We start from the raw sequence: 16,263 nt of genomic DNA, 5'->3' as shown, positions 1-16,263 counted from the left end.
GATTATGTTATTAACTTAAGCTTAGGAGATGAAATGAGTGTAGGTATGAAAAAAATATTATTATTCTGGTGCTTTATAACCCTACCACAAGCGAGTGAGGTAAATTCTACCCAAGCTGATCATTTGTTTACTTTTGAAAATGCTACAGATATCCCTTTAAATCTTCAGGTTAGCGCAAGATTTAAGGATCAGGCAGGTCAACAGCAGAGCGACTATCCGTTTATAATCAATCCTACAAGCGAGCCTACTTCTACTCGAGGACCCGGAACCATTCTTCCAAGAGCCACCTATATTGCTACAAGAACAGATTTGAAAAATGATTATTATCGTAATTTAGATTATTATAATTTTAGTCTATCTTTTAAACTTCCCTTTGATACAAAAGAATATTCAGGCGAACTTTCTTATCAACGGCGAGGGACTAAGATAAGATTAAGTAAAGGTAGTGAAAACAACACTTATTTGGTTAAAATTCAAGATCCTATCATTAATGTTTATAAAATTCTGCCACTCGGAATTGAAAATTCTTGTCTGTGGAAAACTGAACTGTTCTTTCCGTCCTTAAAAGATTTGTCCGCTAATGTAATTAATCACAATAAGCACCGCTTTAATATCAATTTCTTAAACCAGCAGCTTCCGCAAGACGTGGTGGAAAAATATTTCGGTAACTAGTAAAGGGTAAGCAAAACAGCCGTACTAGGCAATTTTGCTTATCTGCTTTATAGTCTATTCTAAAGCCTACCTCAACGTAGGCTCATCTTTTAAAATCTGTAAGTTTCTCTGCTAAGCCGGGTAAGTATATATTTAAAGGTATAAAATTTACTGTGATTAAAGCTAAATCGAAAAATATTTTTATTTTGAAATTTGTTTGCTTCACGCATAAGGTCCTTAAATTGAATAAGAGGCAGGAAGGGAATTTTTAAGCACTAATTAGGTTAATTGATAGAACATCATACCATTTCTTAAATTGAAAGGTGGCTTTATGTGGACCCTTCGGTTAACCTTGGTTTGACGAAATAGAGAAATACTGAAGGCTCTTAAGGGTGAGTCTAAGTGAAGGAAAGTCATTCTTATGATCAAATTTATTGCTTCTGGTTTTTATAGTGGATATCTGCCGAAGGCGCCTGGAACATGGGGAACTATCGTTGCAATTCCTCTCTGCTTGTTACTCTTGCCTTATGGGCTGAAAACGCTTTGGATTGCAACCTTGGTTTGCTTCTTAATAGGGTGGTATTGCAGCCATGTGCTGACGCTTGATCCAACAGCTGATCCGGACCCATCGTACATTGTCATTGATGAAATTGCCGGGTTGATGCTAACGCTTGTTTTTAGTTTGTTTTTGTTAAAAATAGAACCAGCGGTGCTGCTATCGACTTCTGTTTTTTCGCTCAAAATTTGGGTGAGTGTGTTTATTGCGTTTCGAATCTTTGACATTTGTAAGCCTTTTCCGATATATAAAATAGATGAATACCTTGCGTCCACAACAGCTTGGCGCGGGTTTGGGGTTATGATTGATGATATTTTAGCTGCCATTCCTGCGGCTGCTCTGGTGTGGGGCCTGCTAACTTTTATTTTTTAAGGGATCCGAATGTCCAGCCATCAATATATTTATGTTATGAAAAGCCTGTCGAAAATTTTTCCAGGGGGGCGCGAAATTCTAAAAGACATTTGGTTGTCTTTTTATCCGGGGGCAAAGATTGGTATTATTGGCCCCAACGGTTCAGGTAAGTCAACCTTGCTTAAGATTATGGCTGGAATTGATACAGAATTTAACGGAGAAGCGTGGGCAGCTGACGGTGTCAAAGTTGGTTATCTGGAACAAGAACCTCAACTTGATCCAAGTTTAGATGTTACTGGAAACATCATGTCGGGCCTGGGGGAAATTAAAGACCTGATGGATCGGTTTGATGCTGTCAGTGCGCGGTTTGCCGAAGAGCTGACTGATGATGAAATGAATGCTCTGATTGCAGAACAAGCTGATTTGCAAGATAAAATTGATGCTGCGGATGCTTGGGATTTGAATCGTAAGATTGAGATTGCCATGGATGCACTGCGTTGCCCGTCCGGGGATTCGGATGTGACAAAGCTGTCGGGGGGAGAACGCCGCCGGGTCGCCTTGTGTCGCTTGCTGATGCAAAAACCGGATATGCTCTTGCTGGATGAGCCGACCAACCACTTGGACGCTGATTCCGTAGCTTGGCTTGAGCGTTATTTGAAAGATTATAACGGTACCGTCGTGTTGATTACCCACGATCGCTATTTCTTGGATAATGTGGTGGGTTGGATTCTAGAGCTAGACCGTGGCCAAGGTATCCCTTACGAAGGCAACTATTCCAGTTGGTTAGAACAAAAGCGTAAGCGTCTAGAGGTAGAACAAAAGCAAGAAACGAACCGCCAAAAGCAATTGGCGCGCGAACTTGAATGGATTCGTCAATCACCCAAGGCTCGTCAGTCTAAAAGCAAGGCGCGTATTCAAGCCTATGAAGCCTTATTGGCTCAAGATGTCGATCAGGGCAAGGGAGATGGATCTATTATTATTCCACCGGGGCCACGCTTGGGAGATACAGTTATTGATGCCAATGGGTTGACCAAATCTTTTGGGGATCGCTTATTAATTGAAGATTTAAATTTCCGTTTACCACGAGGTGGTATTGTTGGGATTATCGGGGCAAATGGAGCTGGTAAAACGACCTTATTTAAGATGATTACCGGCATGGAAAAACCTGATTCAGGAACCATTAAAATTGGTGAAACTGTGGTTTTAGGATACGTAGATCAATCGCGCGATTCTCTCGATGCTAACAAAACCATTTGGGAAGAAATTTCTAAAGGGCATGATGAAATTACGCTTGGTAAGAACAAGATTCCAAGCCGTGCCTATTGTGCCATGTTTAACTTTAAAGGCGCTGATCAACAAAAGAAGGTCGGTCAGCTGTCGGGAGGGGAGCGCAATCGTGTTCACTTGGCCAATATGCTTAAGTCGGGTGCGAATGTACTAATGCTCGATGAACCAACCAATGATTTGGATGTGGAAACATTACGTTCCTTGGAAGAAGCGCTGCTTGATTTTGCCGGTTGTGCCATTGTGATTACCCACGATCGATTCTTCTTAGATCGTATTGCAACTCATATCTTAGCTTTTGAAGGCGACAGCCATGTTGAATGGTTCGAGGGAAATTATCAGTCTTATGAAGAAGATCGCCGTCGTCGCTTAGGTGTTGCTGCGGATCAACCGCATCGGATAAAGTATAAACCCTTATCCCGTTAAGTGTTATCTAATAGGGGAGTTTTTCTGGCGTAAACCTTTTGTGGGTTTGCTCCAGAAATTTCCGCTCCATTGATGATAGGTTTGGCTATAATATGCGAATCATGATGTTTGGTCCTCCTGGATCTGGGAAATCCACCTTTGCTGTTGAAATTGGTGAGCAATTATCACTGCCTGTCTATCATGTCGACAAGATTTTCTTTGAGTCTCACTGGCAAGAAAGACAGCGTGAAAATTTTTTGATATTAAAACAAGAGTGGATTGATCAAGATAATTGGATTATTGATGGAAATGCTATGTCTACCTTGGAAACAAGGTTTGCTCGCGCTGATATTGCCATCTATTTCAATTTTCCTTGGTATATTTGTATATGGCGTATTTTTAAACGCTTATGGTCACCGCGAGATCGTCGAATTGATGATCGGGCTCCTCATTCTCTTGAGCAGGTGACATGCAGCCTTGTGACGTACTTGCTGCGCTTTAGGAAGCGCTATAGTCATAAAATTTATACAGTCGCTCGATCTTATCCAACTGTTCGTTTTATTGAAGTCAACAATGATAAGCAGGTTATAAAGCTTGCTCAAATGTTTTTATCTGACACTCCCAGGTTTCAGTAAGATTTCGATCTGCTCTCTGACTATATGAATGTGGTCTGCGTGGGTAAAGGTGCGGGCACTTAATTGCACTCCGAAACTTACCGCTAAAATCATTTCTGCCAATCCTGTGGGCGGTAAATCGGTGCGAAACTCTTTTTTGTGTTGGCCCTGCTCAATGATTATTATCATCCAATCCCGTCGAATTTTACTGTTTTTTTCGAGAGCTGCCTTAATGGACTGAGGAAGGGATTGCTGATCAGAGGCAAAGGCGCAGAGGGGACACATCCCTGAAAATTGAGTGCCAAAGGTATAAAAAAGATCAAAATAGGCTTTCAGTTTGTCCCATGCGCCAAAGCCATCGATGGTAGCGCACCATTGATTAAATTGAGCGGCATGGTGATCAAGAATGGCCAGTCCAAAATCCTCTTTTGATTTAAAATGAGAATATAAACTTGCTTTGCGAATTCCCAGGACCGTGGCTAAATCTTGAAAGCTAAAACCATTATATCCATGAATTTGCAGTAGTTTTATTCCTTCCCGCAAAGCACGCATCTTTGTGTTTTCAAGAGTGGCGGTGTGTTGTGCCATCATGATCCCTCATTTACGATTTGTACAGCAATGGGTTGACAATATCCCTTTTTAAACTACCATTAGTTAGTATAAAACTACCTATAGATAGGAGAATAGGATGAAGTCCGATAAAAATCAAGTATATGTGTTGGGGAGTGCGCGTATTCCTTTTGCCAAAAGTCTAACAAGTTATATGGACGTTTCACGGCAAGACCTTATGGTCGCCTCGGTAAATGCTCTCATTGATCGGTATAAATTAAACGGTATACAAATGGGTGATGCTGCCTTTGGGGCCGTTATGAATAGCTCATCAGATTTTAACTTGGCGCGCGAGGTTATTTTATCAACCCCCTTACACCCTGAAACACCGGCTTATAATGTTCAGCGAGCCTGCGGAACGGGGTTAGAAACTATATGGCAGCTTGCTCTTAAGGCGCATGTGGGTGCCATTAATCATGGTATTGCTGGCGGCGTGGATACCAACAGTGATCTTCCCATTGAGGTTTCACCGGGACTGCAAAAAATTCTTTTGCAGCTTAATCAAGCTAAAACGGGAGGCGATCGTTTAAAGATTTTGACACGCTTAAGATTACAAGATTTATCACCAAAAACGCCTGTTATCGATGAACCGCGCACTAAATTGTCTATGGGAAAACACTGTGAGCTGATGGTAAAGGAATGGAATGTTTCGCGGGAAGAGCAGGACGAGTTTGCTATGGCAAGCCATGTTAATGGTGTCAAGGCTTATCAGGATGGATTCTATGAGGATCTAGTCACCCCCTTCTATGGTTTAAAACAAGATGGAATATTACGCAGTGATATTGCCCTTGATAAATTGGCTAAGTTAAAGCCGGCCTTTAATCCAGAGGGATCATTAACGGCGGGAAACAGCTCACCGTTGACGGATGGATCCGCTTGCGTTTTGATTGCTAATGATGCGGGAGCTATGGCCCTCGGGTTAAAACCTTTAGCGAGAATTGTGGATGTGCAGGTGGCCGCGGTGGATTTTGTGCACGGTGCCGGGTTGCTGATGGCCCCGACAAAGGCTGTAGCTCAACTCTTGACAAGGAATACCTTAACTTTTTCCGATTTTGATTATTTTGAAATTCATGAAGCCTTTGCTGGGCAGGTACTGTGCACGTTGAAAGCCTGGGAAACCGATGCCTATTGTCGCGGTAGTCTAGGACTTACATCGGCCCTCGGATCTTTGGACCGTACAAAATTGAATACAGTGGGTAGTTCTGTTGCTCTCGGCCATCCATTCGCAGCCACGGGCGCTCGAATTACAGGGACGCTTGCCAAGTTGTTGGTGCAAGACGGGAAAAAACGAGGGTTGATTTCCATTTGTACCGCCGGCGGTATGGGAATTGCCGCAATTCTAGAATCGGTATAAAAAATCAATAAATGAATCAAAGTAATTATAAAGTCCCCGGCCTAAGCCGGGGAAGGCATATTTTTCACATGTCTTAAGGAATATTTGAAAAACCTACTTTAAATACTAACCCGCAGACTGGGGCTGAGGCGCATCCTTACAAGTTTGGCGGCATATATCTTTTTCATATTTTGCTGTTTCCTTTAGATCTTCAAGAATGGCATCCTTTTCTTGTTGATGATACTTCGAGATGTTATTGGCCCTTGCTTGGAACGTTTGGGCTACTTTTTTGAGGCAATCACCATAATTTTCAGCAGGATTAGGGGTGACTGGGTCGCAACTAGCAAGGCTTATTGGAAATTAGGCCCACCATAAGGGCAACTGTGCTAAGAAATACGTTATTCATCATTGTATTATCCTTCTCAATTTATGACACACTTATAAAAATAGGGTGCATAATTTTTATATCAAATGAGAGGAAGATATTTTTAAGTTATAAGTATATTTTTGTATAACCGGTCCACCTTAAAACCAGCCTTGGTGAGGATAAGTTTTTCAATTGGTATGAATTTACTTCTACTCATTCTAACCCGCAACAAGCAACAACTGATTATATAAATTATCCTGTTAGCCGATCTTACCAGAGGTTTCTATCCTTTGCTCATAAACAGAGCCGTATTAAGTCAAAGCTTATCAAGATAAAACAGCCCAAAAGACTTCCGCATTGCTGGTGGTGAATATGCTGAACAGATTAAACGACAAGATCTGCGAGAAGGTGAGATTGGTTGGATCAAAGCCAATTTTTATAAAACCTATCTAATGATGGGGCATTGTTTCCACCATATTCGAGAGCCCATGTGTGATTCTGATGGCCATGAACTGGATGAAAAATATTTAGCGCTGCTGCCCCATTTAAGTCCAATCGGTTGGGATAATATTATTTTGTATGGCGGTTATGTACTGGATAGGAGCTTGATCAAATAAAAAATTCCTTAGCGTGTATTTACGGACGATTCTTCCTGATACCCTGAGAGGGAGATACAATTATCGTTCATAGTCTTGATCGACTTGCACGCAATTTAGATGATCTTAGGCGTTTAGTGCAAACGTTTACAGGAAAGGACGTCAAAGTCCAATTCTTAAAAGAAAATCTCACCTTCACTGGGGAAGATTCCCCTATATCTAATCTCCTTCTATCTGTTATGGGGGCTTTTGCTGAATTTGAACGAGCTCTCATCCGAGAAAGGCAAATGGAGGGAATTGCGCTAGCTAAAAAACGTGGAGCATATAAGGGAAGGAAAGAAATCTTATCCTCTGAGCAAATCGACTCTGTCAAAAATCAACTTGCTCTGGGAACAAGGAAAAGCCATATCGCCAAAGAGCTTGGAGTAAGTCGTGTGACTTTGGATCGACACCTAAAGAAGTAATCTTCTTTGTGTCTAAATTCTCCCCAAAGCAGCAATATACTGACAGATCTCAGAACTTGATGGTGCCGTTTAAGAAGAGGCCCTCTATATTAAAATAGATTTTTTCTGGGAATAACAGCATGCCATGCGCGCTCCAGTATTTCCATCATTCCGTCTTCTCCCACAACATCAAAATTTGCTTCTCCAATAAGCACAGTTCTGCTTGCTGTTATTTTGCTTACGTTCACTAATTCCCAACCAGGAGGTAAAAGACCCTTATCAGTGAGCAATTGTTGTAAAGCTTTCATACCATGCCCCGAGATCCATTCACAGGCTTCTGTTAAATATTTTGGCTCTGGAGAAATACCCGAAAGCCAATTTAAGGCATCAAAATTTACCATCTCAGTCTGACTCTCTATTATATCAGATGAGATTAGAGGTCGAGAGAGTTCTTCCTTGAGCCGTGCCAATTGTAGTGAGAAGTCCCGTATATCATTATCTGACACAGTATCGTTAAAATACATTGTGCCGCCCATCACATATAGAGAAAGGGCATTTTTGTTTACATCGTTTAAGGTCCTTAAGAATTCCATACCTTTCTCTGGCGTCCATTTAAATTTATACCTCTTCCGAGGGTTATATCCCTCCTCTGCTTCGCCTAAAACTTCTGAACCATCAAAGTTTATCTCGTGAATCCAACTTTCTGTTTCGTTATTTATATTTAAGGTGTTTAGGCCCTCAAAAGAATAGGTGCAATGATATTTAATGAGTTCCTTATAATCTCTATCCTGAGTGTTATCTCCATCATCCATAATAAGGTGGGCTCTTTTTGCATAACTTTTCCAAAGCTGGTTATCGTTCATTAGCCTTTGCCATCTTTGATTTGTTTCGGTGACAGAGGGAATATTCTTTAATTCGAGGAGGGAGAATATTTTGATCATCATTTCATCTGGCAATACTCCAATAGAGCCCTCTGATTCTAATGTTGTTTGCTGGATTACAGATGCTTTATCTTCCTCTTCTAAGGATTCAGAGGAAAAAGCCTGATGCGTAACCATTGTTAATAAGAAAGAAGCAAAAAGATGCTTAAATTTCATGTCGTGTCTCCGTTTTAAAAGTAACTAATCAATAGAGGCTAATTGTTGTTGTTATTGTATAATAAATTTACTCTTGTCAAGTTTTTTAATGGTCTTCTCTCCAAGAGCTGGACCAGGGATTTGAGAAAATTCTCAATATAATAGCAACAAAGAAGAAGGCCCGGCGGCATTGTCACATTAAGCTTGACAAGTACGGTTTAGCAACTGAGGATTCTGATAAATATTCAGGAGACCTCAAGTGTATAAACGTCATAGATTTCTGCCCAATTTAATTCAATCAGTCGTCTTTCTATATGGGATATCAACCCCATTCGTGTAAAAATATACGGTCTAGAGCCTGGATCCTTTCCGAAACCATATATTTTCCTCTCAGATAGCGATATCTTCCTAAGGGGGGGCGGGGGCCATAAAATTGCAAACAGATAAAAATGAGGAAGGGATCCATTTATGTCTCCCTTAACCTAAGAGCCTTCTGAGGGGGGGCTTTCCCTTCACCTTCAAACCGTACTTTTTTGCACAAAGGGGGCTGATACCCCACTTTGAAAGATTTACTTGATTACCAATATAAACCTGTATTTCAAATATTAATCCGCTACAGCTGTTTGAGGAGCATCTCGGCAAGTCTTTTGGCACCGGTGTTCCTCATATTGTGCCATTTCTGCAATATCTTCCATAAGGACTGCTTTTTCTGCTTCAGTACTTGTTTTGAAGTAATTGGCTCTTTTTTTAAAGGTTTCTTTCACTTTATTGATACAGTCATCATACTTATAGATTGGGTCAAGAGCCATAGATTCACAAGCAAAAGTATTGGATGTTAGGGCTATCATAAAGGCAGCTATACTAAAAAATGTCTTATTCATCATTGTGTTATCCTCTTCAATTTGTGACACTCTTATAAAGATAGAGGGAATAATTTTTACATCAAATGAGAGATAATTCTGACTAATCAGATTATTTGAAAGCCAACATTGTTGATCATGAATTTCTCGAATTTCATATGGAGTAAGATTTTATTAATGGCAAATCTTATTTACTAATGAGGGGGGGGCAAGAGGGGCTGTCAAATGGTGTAAGATAAGAGACAGCCACCCTTCATTTCAACGACCTAAAGCTGCCTGGGGAGCATCAACGCACGTTTCTTTACAGCGTTTTTGCTCATGTTTAGCCATCTCTATAAAATGCTTTAAAAATGCCTCTTTCTCCTTAGGCTTAGGTGTTTTTAGGTTGCCCACTCTAGCTTTATAAGTTTGAGCTACCTTCTTTGAACAGTCTTCATACTTAACGATAGGATGAGCATCAAGGGACATTGCTTCACAGGCAACTGTACCAGAAGTGAGACCTATCATCATTGTAGCTGCGCTAAAAAATGCTTTATTCCACATTATTTTATCCTCCTAAATTCCTCACACATCCATAAGGATAAGTTGGAAAATTTTTATATCAAATGAGAGAGATTGCTGATTCATATACCTATCGTAAAGCGAACATTTTTGATCGTGCATTTTTGGTTCATATAAGGCAAAGCGTGTCTAGAGACGATACTGCTTTGCCCAGGTGCGTTGTTAATTAGCCAGCTCGAACATTTGCCTGCGTTTTTTTGCAACTATTTTGGCATTCCACCTTGCTATTTTTGGCCTCAAATTTGCAACTTTCAAGAGCTCGATTAAGTTTTTCACCATCATGGGTTTTTTTAGCTTCCTCTGCGCAGTTTTGGTATTTGGTTGCTACTGCTTTTGAACAGGTTAAGAATGAATCATGCGGGGGACAGGAAAATTCCTCAGCATTAACTCGGCTGTTGAGAGACATCCCGGTTATAAGAAGGGCGGCAATAAAAAGGGTTTTATGAAACATTTTCTTCTCCTCAAAAAAATTGTCTAGTTATAAAGATAAGGCGAATACTAGTGATATCAAATGAGGCCGATATACCGAGGGCCAGGAGAGTGTGGTACGGGAGAGGGGGGAGAAGCTTTCTATCGCTCTCCTCCACATTGTTAAGCTTATGACCTCCCTAAGGCAGGTCTAAGCCTTCTTCCGAAGAATTTTATAAAGCTCAAGCCAATAGCTTGAAGGAAAGGTAGGATGGTTGGAAGGATAGAGAGTCTTTCCTCTTAGCGAAGGTTATCCTCTAAACCCAATGCCGACCACATACATTTCAGCGGAGTCTTTGCGACTTGCAGGTGGTTTAAAGTGGGTAACTTTTTGGAAAGCCGTTTTTAAGCGCTTTAAGAGGTCGGCTTCGGTGCCACCCCGTAAAACTTTTGCAACAAAGGCGCCGCCGGGTGCCAGTACATTCTCAGCAAAATTAAAGGCTTCTTCAATCAGGGCCATAATGCGGATGTGATCAACGTCGGTCATACCGCAAGCGGGCGCTGCCATGTCACTTAGGATGACGTTAGCTTTACCATCGAGGAGATCTATTAAGCGTTCTTGAGTGCTGTCCTCGGTGAAATCTCCTTGAAACACAGTGGCGCCGGGGATTTCTGACATTTCTGTCAAATCCACCCCAATTACTTTTGCTTTTTCATTGGTTTGCGATTTAACGCGTTCCACGGCAACTTGAGTCCAACCGCCTGGGCAAGCCCCAAGATCGATGACTTTTTGGCCGGCTTTAAGAATCCTGTATTTTTGGTCAATTTCAATCAGTTTATAGGCGGCGCGAGAGCGATACCCATCAGCTTTTGCCTGGTGCACATAAGGGTCATTTAATTGACGTTCCAACCATGCTCGTTGGGAATTTGTCCGTTTCTTATTGCTGGCCAATTTGACCTTGAGTCGACGAGTAGGTGTTTTTGTCGTCATGGTTTTCTCCATAATCTTGCTGGATAAATCAGCTATTTCTCTTTGCCTTTTCTGGATGGATTCTCCAGATATATAAAGCACCCCAGAATACAACAAATGCAATCCAATTGATTTTGAGATATTTGCGAGATAATTCTTCGATGTGATGAAGTTGCTCTGCCATACTAATGATCTCAGGATCCAACAATACCCCTACCACGCCATATAAAGATAGAGTAAATGTTGTTATAAAAAAAACAAGCAGGAGGCATGTCCCCTGTTTATCGATATTGTTGCTCGGGTGTTCAGGCTTTATGCCGGTCTCAATCTTTTTCTTTATAGCATTAAAGTAATAAGTATTTCCCTTAAATGCCAGAACAAATAATAAAACAATTCCTAAAAATAGACTTAATCCATTTGAGTATTGGGGCAGCAAGGTTTCTAAAGTGGCTACAACCATAAAAATTAAGGAAATAACGAAGGCTAATTCGTATTGCCGTCTATAGATGGTCCATAGGGTAGACATAAAGCCGGCTGCCCAGTTGCTTTTTGATCGCTTGCCGTCAAGTATCTGTTGAAAGACATAGTCATAATAACGGGTAGAACGACTAATCTTAGCGGAATCATTAATATAATACGGCCTTAATTGATCGAGGGAGATATTGTTATTTGTTAGTGTTTGTTCTGCCATATTAATTCCTTATTTTTTTACAAAGCGAGGATGAACGGATTTAGAAGGGTACATTTCTTTCACCAACTCCATCAAGATTCCTTCGCGCACTCCTCGATCTGCCACCCGTAGGCTGGGAACGGGCCAGGTATCGCAAATACCTTCAAGAATTCCAGTCCCCATGACAACTAAATCGGTTCGACCGGCACCAATGCAGGGGTGATGTGCCCGTTGCTCTTGGTTCAAGGCAAAGATTTCGGCGCACATCCGGTGGATGTCAGAAATTTCTAAAGAGACACCATCAATCATGCGACGATCATAGCGTTCAAGATTTAAACTAATTGCCGCTAAGGTTGTAACGGTGCCTGAGGTCCCAATCATTTGAACTTTTTGGCGCGCCATGGTTGCAGGAATATTATTTCTTTGTGAAAACTCGGTCAGTAATTTTGCAACTTCATGGCGGATCTCATTATAGATATCCAAATCATAAGATTGATTATTATAACGATCACATAAAGTCACCACACCATAAGGAAGGGATATACAATCAATAACCTCAATCACTGGAAAGCGTCGACGGTGTAAACGGCGGGGCTCGTTGATGCGCAACCACATGACTTCGGTGCTGCCCCCGCCAATATCAAACGCAAGAGCAAAGGGGATGCGGCTGTTAAGAACCCCAGCACATCCGGATAAAGCAAGCCGGGCTTCTTCTTCCGCTGAGATAATATCGATAGATAGGCCTAATTCATTTAAAGCACGCTTCACCAAGTCATCACTGTTCTCAGCCCGACGGCAGGCTTCAGTTGTTACAGCGCGCAGATGACATACTTTATTATTTTCAATTTTTTCTTGGCAAATGCGCAAAGCCTCAATTGTGCGTTGAATGGCAGCTTCTGTTAGTCGATTGGTTGTATGGACGCTTTCGCCTAACCGGACGACGCGCGAAAATGAGTCAATGACTTGGAAAGCTTGGCCTTCAACTTTGGCAATTAATAGGCGACAAGAGTTAGTGCCAAGATCAATTGCGGCAATAGTCGGGCAATCCTTTGAAGGGGGTGAATTCATATGACCGCGATAGCGTGACCTTAGCATTTATAAACTTCTCTAAACCGTTTGTCACCGATGTGACAGCTTTATTCTCTCTATATTTGATGACAGTGTAACATAGTTTCAATAAAAAAAGGCTTAATCTCGACATTTTTTTACTTGGAAGATGGAATAATTTTGTGTATGCCTATACATATATGGTCTATATGTTTGATTTTAGCCTTAATATTGGGGGATAGTTTAGTGGTAGAACTCCCGGCTCTGGACCGGGCAGCTCAGGTTCGAATCCTGGTCCCCCAGCCACCTCCCATTGCTTAGCCTTTCCCGTTCTTACGCTAATTAAATAAATCGGTTCTCTATGAAGAAAAAAAATCTCGGTCAAATAAAAGATACTCTTGCATATTATAGTTTTGATACTGATCCTGATTGGGTGCAGTTATTGTCTATTAAAGAGGCTTTGACTAAAAACAGAGCTGAATTTGAGGATTATGTTGAATGGCCAGTGGGTCGCTATGCTTATTGTTCTTCAATTTTTCTTGAGGAAGATGATCATACCCATTATCATTATCAGCTGATTCAAGAGTATCGTACTAAAAAGGCTATTGATCAAGCAGGCGAGATTGAGATAGATTTTTTGCCGCATTATCAGAAATTAGTTATTCATAGAATTAATGTTGTTCGTAAAGGAGACGTTTTAAATAAGCTCCAAAGCTCTCATTATTTTGTCAGTGATACGGTCAGATCGAACGCTGATCAGTTACATGCAGGCCCAGGACAAATAAGAATAGTTTTTAATGACCTTCATCCTGGAGATATCTTAGATTTTTCTTATAGTGTTCTTGGTGTTCGCCCGTCGATGACACAAGAATTTACAGCTTCTATAAATCTAACGACCTCTTACTCTCTAATGTATCGTCGCTTGACTGTTATTAAACTCATTTCAAAACAGTTGTATTGGAAGGGGGAGGGGGAGACCTATACCTTTAGTTGTGTAAACGTTGATAGTTTACCGGGGTATGATGCAGTGTGTTTTACAGTCGAGCCGACGTATTTGGTGCATAGTGCTGAATATATCCCTTTACAAGATGATCCAGAATCAAGATTGTTCATAACCGATCAGAAGTCTTGGTCAAGTGTGGTGGCAACAATTATGAGGGATTACCAAGTATCTGATCATACTCGGGACTATTTACGGGCAAATATCATGCCTCATATTCTTAAACTTACTTCTGTCGATGATCAAATTGTGGCTTGTTTAGATTATGTTCAGCGACGAATAAGATACGTTAGTTTTAACGAACCTGTGCACTTTCGCCGTCCCTATTCAGTCGAAAAAACCATTGAAAATGGTTTTGGTGATTGCAAAGACAAAAGTTTTCTTCTTGTTGCAATGCTAGAGGTCCTTGGTATAGAAGCCTTTTCTGTTCTCGTCAATTCAACTTATCCCGATTATCCAAGTCACACCTTGCCCACAGGCTCAGCTTTTAATCATGTAATTGTCTTTGTTTTTTATCAAGGAAAGGAATATTGGGTAGACCCCACGTGTGAGGGGGAGGAAGGAAACTTATCTGTCAGGGGAACTGTCCCGAAAGGAGATGCATTAATCTTATCGCCTCTCACGCAAAATTTAGTGCGGATTAATGCAGACCAAATTAGCTGTATTTATATAACAGAAAGTTTTGATTTTACTCACGCGGTTTCAGGTCAATTGACGATTGCTGTTGAAACTATTTTCCGAGGAAGCGATACTTGCCGAGTTCGATCCTATGTAGCTGAGGTGGGGGAAAAAAAATATAAACAGGATTTAATTGACTTTTATAAGCAGACGTTTCCTAGGATTTCTTGGGAAGATTTTTCTTTTAGTGATGATACTGTCAAGAATGTTATCACTGTTGAGGAACGGTATATCGTTGAGAATGTTAATGAAATTTTTGCTGAGAATGGCGATATGTATTGGTTACCTCACGGTGTAAGTAATGGTATTAAATGGCCAGAAGAGGGGGAAAATCGTCAGTATGCTCTTTCTTTGCCGTATGGGTTAAAGGGTAACCATGTTGTTAAAGTAATTTATCCTCGTGCTGTTTTTAAATCCACAGAGCCCCATCTGCTCGAAATTAAGAATGATCATTTTGATTATCGGTGTAAAATTCTAGAGGAAGGAAACCAGCGAACATTTTTATACAGTGTATCTGTTAATGCATTTTGTGTTAATAAAGAGGATTTGGGAGAATATTTGCAAAATGCAAAAGAAATCAGGGATTGTATTTGGGTCGATATACCTGCCTCTATTTGTGATGAAAAATGGTTGCGAAAACAAAAGCCTCACGGCATTGGTGAAAGATTTTTAAATATATGGTCTGGACTTCGAGAGGCTACATGGTATTTTTTTATTTTAGGCTTCTTTTTAGTGAAGTTAATTACATATTTGTTAAGGTAAGGATTCAATGAATCTTCAGCATTGTCGTTTTCGAGCTGTCTTTTGGATGTTTATGTGGTCTGCCTTATTTTCGTTGGCAATGGCTATAGCCAAAACTTTGGATGATTCTGTTAATCAAGTGAGCTTAATTTTTAGCCGCAGCGTAGTCGGAGTTACAGCGGCTATGCCATTGTTCTGGCAGGCAGGCTTTAAAGTTCATTTTGGCACATCCCGTCTTAGCCTCCATCTTTTAAGGATTATTTTGGTTTCTTGTTCTATGGGGTGTACTTATTATGCCTATCGTCATCTTCCCATAGCCTATGCGGCTTCGATTGGTCAGACAGGCCCTTTATTCACCACACTTATGGCTATTTTATTGCTACGCGAACGCGTTTCATGGATAAAGTGGGTGGCGTTGGCCTTAGGGTATGGGGGAGTCATGATTATGGTTCGCCCATCCGATGGCATGATTGATATAGGAACAGGGGTGGCGTTGGCTGCAAATTTATTGGCAGGTTTAGCGATTATTGCGGCTAAAAGCCTTACGCGAACTGATTCGTCGGAAACAGTTTTGTTCTATGCCACTTTTGGCGTTTTGATAGTCAGTGGTATTTTGGCTTTGTGGTTCTGGGAAACACCATCTCCCTCAGATTTATGGCGACTGAGTGTGATTGGTATTGCGGGCGTTTCTTCTCAATATTGCTATCTTAATGCCTTAAAAAGGGCGCCTGCCAGCTTTGTTACCCCTTTTGAATATACGCGTCTGTGTATGAGCATCCCGATTGGTTATTTTATGTTTGCAGAAAGCCCCGATCGTTGGACTATTATGGGGAGCCTTGTCATTATTGTTGCCGTTATTATGTTGACCTTAAGCGACCGCGATGCTCAAGAAAAACAAAAGTTAGAGGAGAGAGAGTCGGCTTAAATAGAGGCGGCGAGGCCCTATAATAATTGTGGGCCTCAGTTTTAATCCATAGGGGGATGGCGGCTTCATTTTTTTAGGTTAGTCGGATACTCCACAATCCAGTCTGTCTTGTCATCGC

At 41.0% G+C, this 16,263-nt stretch carries 17 protein-coding genes, 1 tRNA gene and 1 pseudogene (1 of these 19 only partly in view); 10 read left to right on the top strand and 9 right to left on the bottom strand.

The features are described from left to right. Positions 1–45: 45 nt before the first annotated feature. From ID47_RS03875 to ID47_RS03860, 4 genes are all read left to right on the top strand, one after another. Complete coding sequence (locus tag ID47_RS03875) at positions 46–672, top strand: hypothetical protein (protein ID WP_156956644.1); 627 nt, start codon at positions 46–48, stop codon at positions 670–672. A 400-nt stretch (positions 673–1,072) separates the two neighbouring features. Then, on the top strand, positions 1,073–1,579 hold the full coding sequence (locus ID47_RS03870) for a phosphatidylglycerophosphatase A family protein (protein ID WP_051908542.1): 507 nt from the start codon (positions 1,073–1,075) through the stop codon (positions 1,577–1,579). A 9-nt stretch (positions 1,580–1,588) separates the two neighbouring features. Continuing rightward, positions 1,589–3,268: an energy-dependent translational throttle protein EttA gene (gene ettA / locus ID47_RS03865; RefSeq protein WP_038464081.1), complete on the top strand. Its 1,680-nt coding sequence runs from the start codon at positions 1,589–1,591 to the stop codon at positions 3,266–3,268. Positions 3,269–3,369: 101 nt separating this feature from the next. Then, on the top strand, positions 3,370–3,882 hold the full coding sequence (locus tag ID47_RS03860) for a P-loop NTPase family protein (protein WP_075261613.1): 513 nt from the start codon (positions 3,370–3,372) through the stop codon (positions 3,880–3,882). Here the strand turns inward: ID47_RS03860 and ID47_RS03855 are convergent. After that, complete coding sequence (locus tag ID47_RS03855; protein ID WP_084675902.1) at positions 3,856–4,452, bottom strand: TetR/AcrR family transcriptional regulator; 597 nt, start codon at positions 4,450–4,452, stop codon at positions 3,856–3,858. The genes ID47_RS03860 and ID47_RS03855 overlap by 27 nt on opposite strands. 97 nt (positions 4,453–4,549) lie before the next feature. Here ID47_RS03855 and ID47_RS03850 point away from each other — a divergent pair, with 97 nt between their 5' ends. The 3 genes and pseudogenes from ID47_RS03850 to ID47_RS03845 form a co-directional block, all read left to right on the top strand. Next, positions 4,550–5,824, top strand: coding sequence for an acetyl-CoA C-acetyltransferase (locus ID47_RS03850; protein ID WP_038464074.1), 1,275 nt, complete (start codon positions 4,550–4,552; stop codon positions 5,822–5,824). Positions 5,825–6,622: 798 nt separating this feature from the next. After that, positions 6,623–6,787 (top strand): hypothetical protein, encoded by a 165-nt coding sequence (locus ID47_RS12835; protein WP_156956643.1) that lies wholly within the window; start codon positions 6,623–6,625, stop codon positions 6,785–6,787. 47 nt (positions 6,788–6,834) lie between these two features. Further along, positions 6,835–7,230: pseudogene (locus ID47_RS03845) on the top strand (recombinase family protein); the annotation flags it as partial. 89 nt (positions 7,231–7,319) lie between these two features. On the opposite strand, the gene ID47_RS03840 reads toward ID47_RS03845, so the two are convergent. The 7 genes from ID47_RS03840 to ID47_RS03810 form a co-directional block, all read right to left on the bottom strand. Next, positions 7,320–8,306 carry an F-box protein gene (locus ID47_RS03840; RefSeq protein ID WP_038464071.1) on the bottom strand — a complete coding sequence of 329 codons (987 nt, stop codon included), beginning with the start codon at positions 8,304–8,306 and terminating at the stop codon, positions 7,320–7,322. A 584-nt stretch (positions 8,307–8,890) separates the two neighbouring features. Next, complete coding sequence (locus ID47_RS03835) at positions 8,891–9,169, bottom strand: hypothetical protein (RefSeq protein WP_038464068.1); 279 nt, start codon at positions 9,167–9,169, stop codon at positions 8,891–8,893. Between the two features lie 234 nt (positions 9,170–9,403). Next, positions 9,404–9,688 carry a hypothetical protein gene (locus tag ID47_RS03830; protein WP_038464065.1) on the bottom strand — a complete coding sequence of 95 codons (285 nt, stop codon included), beginning with the start codon at positions 9,686–9,688 and terminating at the stop codon, positions 9,404–9,406. 184 nt (positions 9,689–9,872) lie between these two features. Further along, positions 9,873–10,157 (bottom strand): hypothetical protein, encoded by a 285-nt coding sequence (locus ID47_RS03825; protein WP_038464064.1) that lies wholly within the window; start codon positions 10,155–10,157, stop codon positions 9,873–9,875. A 267-nt stretch (positions 10,158–10,424) separates the two neighbouring features. After that, positions 10,425–11,105: an RlmE family RNA methyltransferase gene (locus ID47_RS03820; RefSeq protein WP_051908886.1), complete on the bottom strand. Its 681-nt coding sequence runs from the start codon at positions 11,103–11,105 to the stop codon at positions 10,425–10,427. Positions 11,106–11,133: 28 nt separating this feature from the next. After that, on the bottom strand, positions 11,134–11,775 hold the full coding sequence (locus tag ID47_RS03815) for a DUF2628 domain-containing protein (RefSeq protein WP_038464058.1): 642 nt from the start codon (positions 11,773–11,775) through the stop codon (positions 11,134–11,136). 9 nt (positions 11,776–11,784) lie between these two features. Further along, positions 11,785–12,849 (bottom strand): Ppx/GppA phosphatase family protein, encoded by a 1,065-nt coding sequence (locus ID47_RS03810; RefSeq protein ID WP_038464055.1) that lies wholly within the window; start codon positions 12,847–12,849, stop codon positions 11,785–11,787. Positions 12,850–13,033: 184 nt separating this feature from the next. Between ID47_RS03810 and ID47_RS03805 the strand changes: the two genes are divergently transcribed. The 3 genes from ID47_RS03805 (at position 13,034) to ID47_RS03795 (ending at position 16,145) form a co-directional block, all read left to right on the top strand. Continuing rightward, positions 13,034–13,107, top strand: a tRNA-Gln gene (locus ID47_RS03805). 55 nt (positions 13,108–13,162) lie between these two features. Further along, positions 13,163–15,241: a DUF3857 domain-containing transglutaminase family protein gene (locus ID47_RS03800; protein ID WP_038464052.1), complete on the top strand. Its 2,079-nt coding sequence runs from the start codon at positions 13,163–13,165 to the stop codon at positions 15,239–15,241. Between the two features lie 7 nt (positions 15,242–15,248). Then, positions 15,249–16,145 (top strand): DMT family transporter, encoded by an 897-nt coding sequence (locus ID47_RS03795; RefSeq protein WP_038464049.1) that lies wholly within the window; start codon positions 15,249–15,251, stop codon positions 16,143–16,145. A gap of 65 nt (positions 16,146–16,210) precedes the next feature. Here the strand turns inward: ID47_RS03795 and ID47_RS03790 are convergent, their stop codons facing one another. Beyond that, positions 16,211–16,263, bottom strand: partial view of a lysozyme inhibitor LprI family protein gene (locus ID47_RS03790; protein ID WP_156956641.1) — the 3' end only. It continues 817 nt past the right edge of the window; only the last 53 of its 870 coding nucleotides appear in the window; the start codon falls outside the window, past its right edge; the stop codon is at positions 16,211–16,213.

The sequence above is a fragment of the Candidatus Paracaedibacter acanthamoebae genome, from assembly GCF_000742835.1.
GTDB lineage: Bacteria > Pseudomonadota > Alphaproteobacteria > Paracaedibacterales > Paracaedibacteraceae > Paracaedibacter > Paracaedibacter acanthamoebae.
The sequence above is the reverse complement of the archived record's forward strand: the minus strand, read 5'-3'. Positions and strand labels throughout refer to the sequence as shown.

Bases quoted from the DNA above. Each gene is read 5' to 3' on its own strand.
- ID47_RS03860 (WP_075261613.1), top strand. From the start codon at position 3,370: ATGATGTTTGGTCCTCCTGGATCTGGGAAATCCACCTTTGCTGTTGAA.
- ID47_RS03875 (WP_156956644.1), top strand. From the start codon at position 46: ATGAAAAAAATATTATTATTCTGGTGCTTTATAACCCTACCACAAGCG.
- ID47_RS03795 (WP_038464049.1), top strand. From the start codon at position 15,249: ATGAATCTTCAGCATTGTCGTTTTCGAGCTGTCTTTTGGATGTTTATG.
- ID47_RS03855 (WP_084675902.1), bottom strand. From the start codon at position 4,452: ATGATGGCACAACACACCGCCACTCTTGAAAACACAAAGATGCGTGCT.
- ID47_RS03830 (WP_038464065.1), bottom strand. From the start codon at position 9,688: ATGTGGAATAAAGCATTTTTTAGCGCAGCTACAATGATGATAGGTCTC.
- ID47_RS03870 (WP_051908542.1), top strand. From the start codon at position 1,073: ATGATCAAATTTATTGCTTCTGGTTTTTATAGTGGATATCTGCCGAAG.
- ID47_RS03850 (WP_038464074.1), top strand. From the start codon at position 4,550: ATGAAGTCCGATAAAAATCAAGTATATGTGTTGGGGAGTGCGCGTATT.
- ID47_RS03835 (WP_038464068.1), bottom strand. From the start codon at position 9,169: ATGATGAATAAGACATTTTTTAGTATAGCTGCCTTTATGATAGCCCTA.
- ID47_RS03840 (WP_038464071.1), bottom strand. From the start codon at position 8,306: ATGAAATTTAAGCATCTTTTTGCTTCTTTCTTATTAACAATGGTTACG.
- ID47_RS03825 (WP_038464064.1), bottom strand. From the start codon at position 10,157: ATGTTTCATAAAACCCTTTTTATTGCCGCCCTTCTTATAACCGGGATG.
- ID47_RS03810 (WP_038464055.1), bottom strand. From the start codon at position 12,849: ATGCTAAGGTCACGCTATCGCGGTCATATGAATTCACCCCCTTCAAAG.
- ID47_RS03800 (WP_038464052.1), top strand. From the start codon at position 13,163: ATGAAGAAAAAAAATCTCGGTCAAATAAAAGATACTCTTGCATATTAT.
- ettA (WP_038464081.1), top strand. From the start codon at position 1,589: ATGTCCAGCCATCAATATATTTATGTTATGAAAAGCCTGTCGAAAATT.
- ID47_RS12835 (WP_156956643.1), top strand. From the start codon at position 6,623: ATGATGGGGCATTGTTTCCACCATATTCGAGAGCCCATGTGTGATTCT.
- ID47_RS03820 (WP_051908886.1), bottom strand. From the start codon at position 11,105: ATGACGACAAAAACACCTACTCGTCGACTCAAGGTCAAATTGGCCAGC.
- ID47_RS03815 (WP_038464058.1), bottom strand. From the start codon at position 11,775: ATGGCAGAACAAACACTAACAAATAACAATATCTCCCTCGATCAATTA.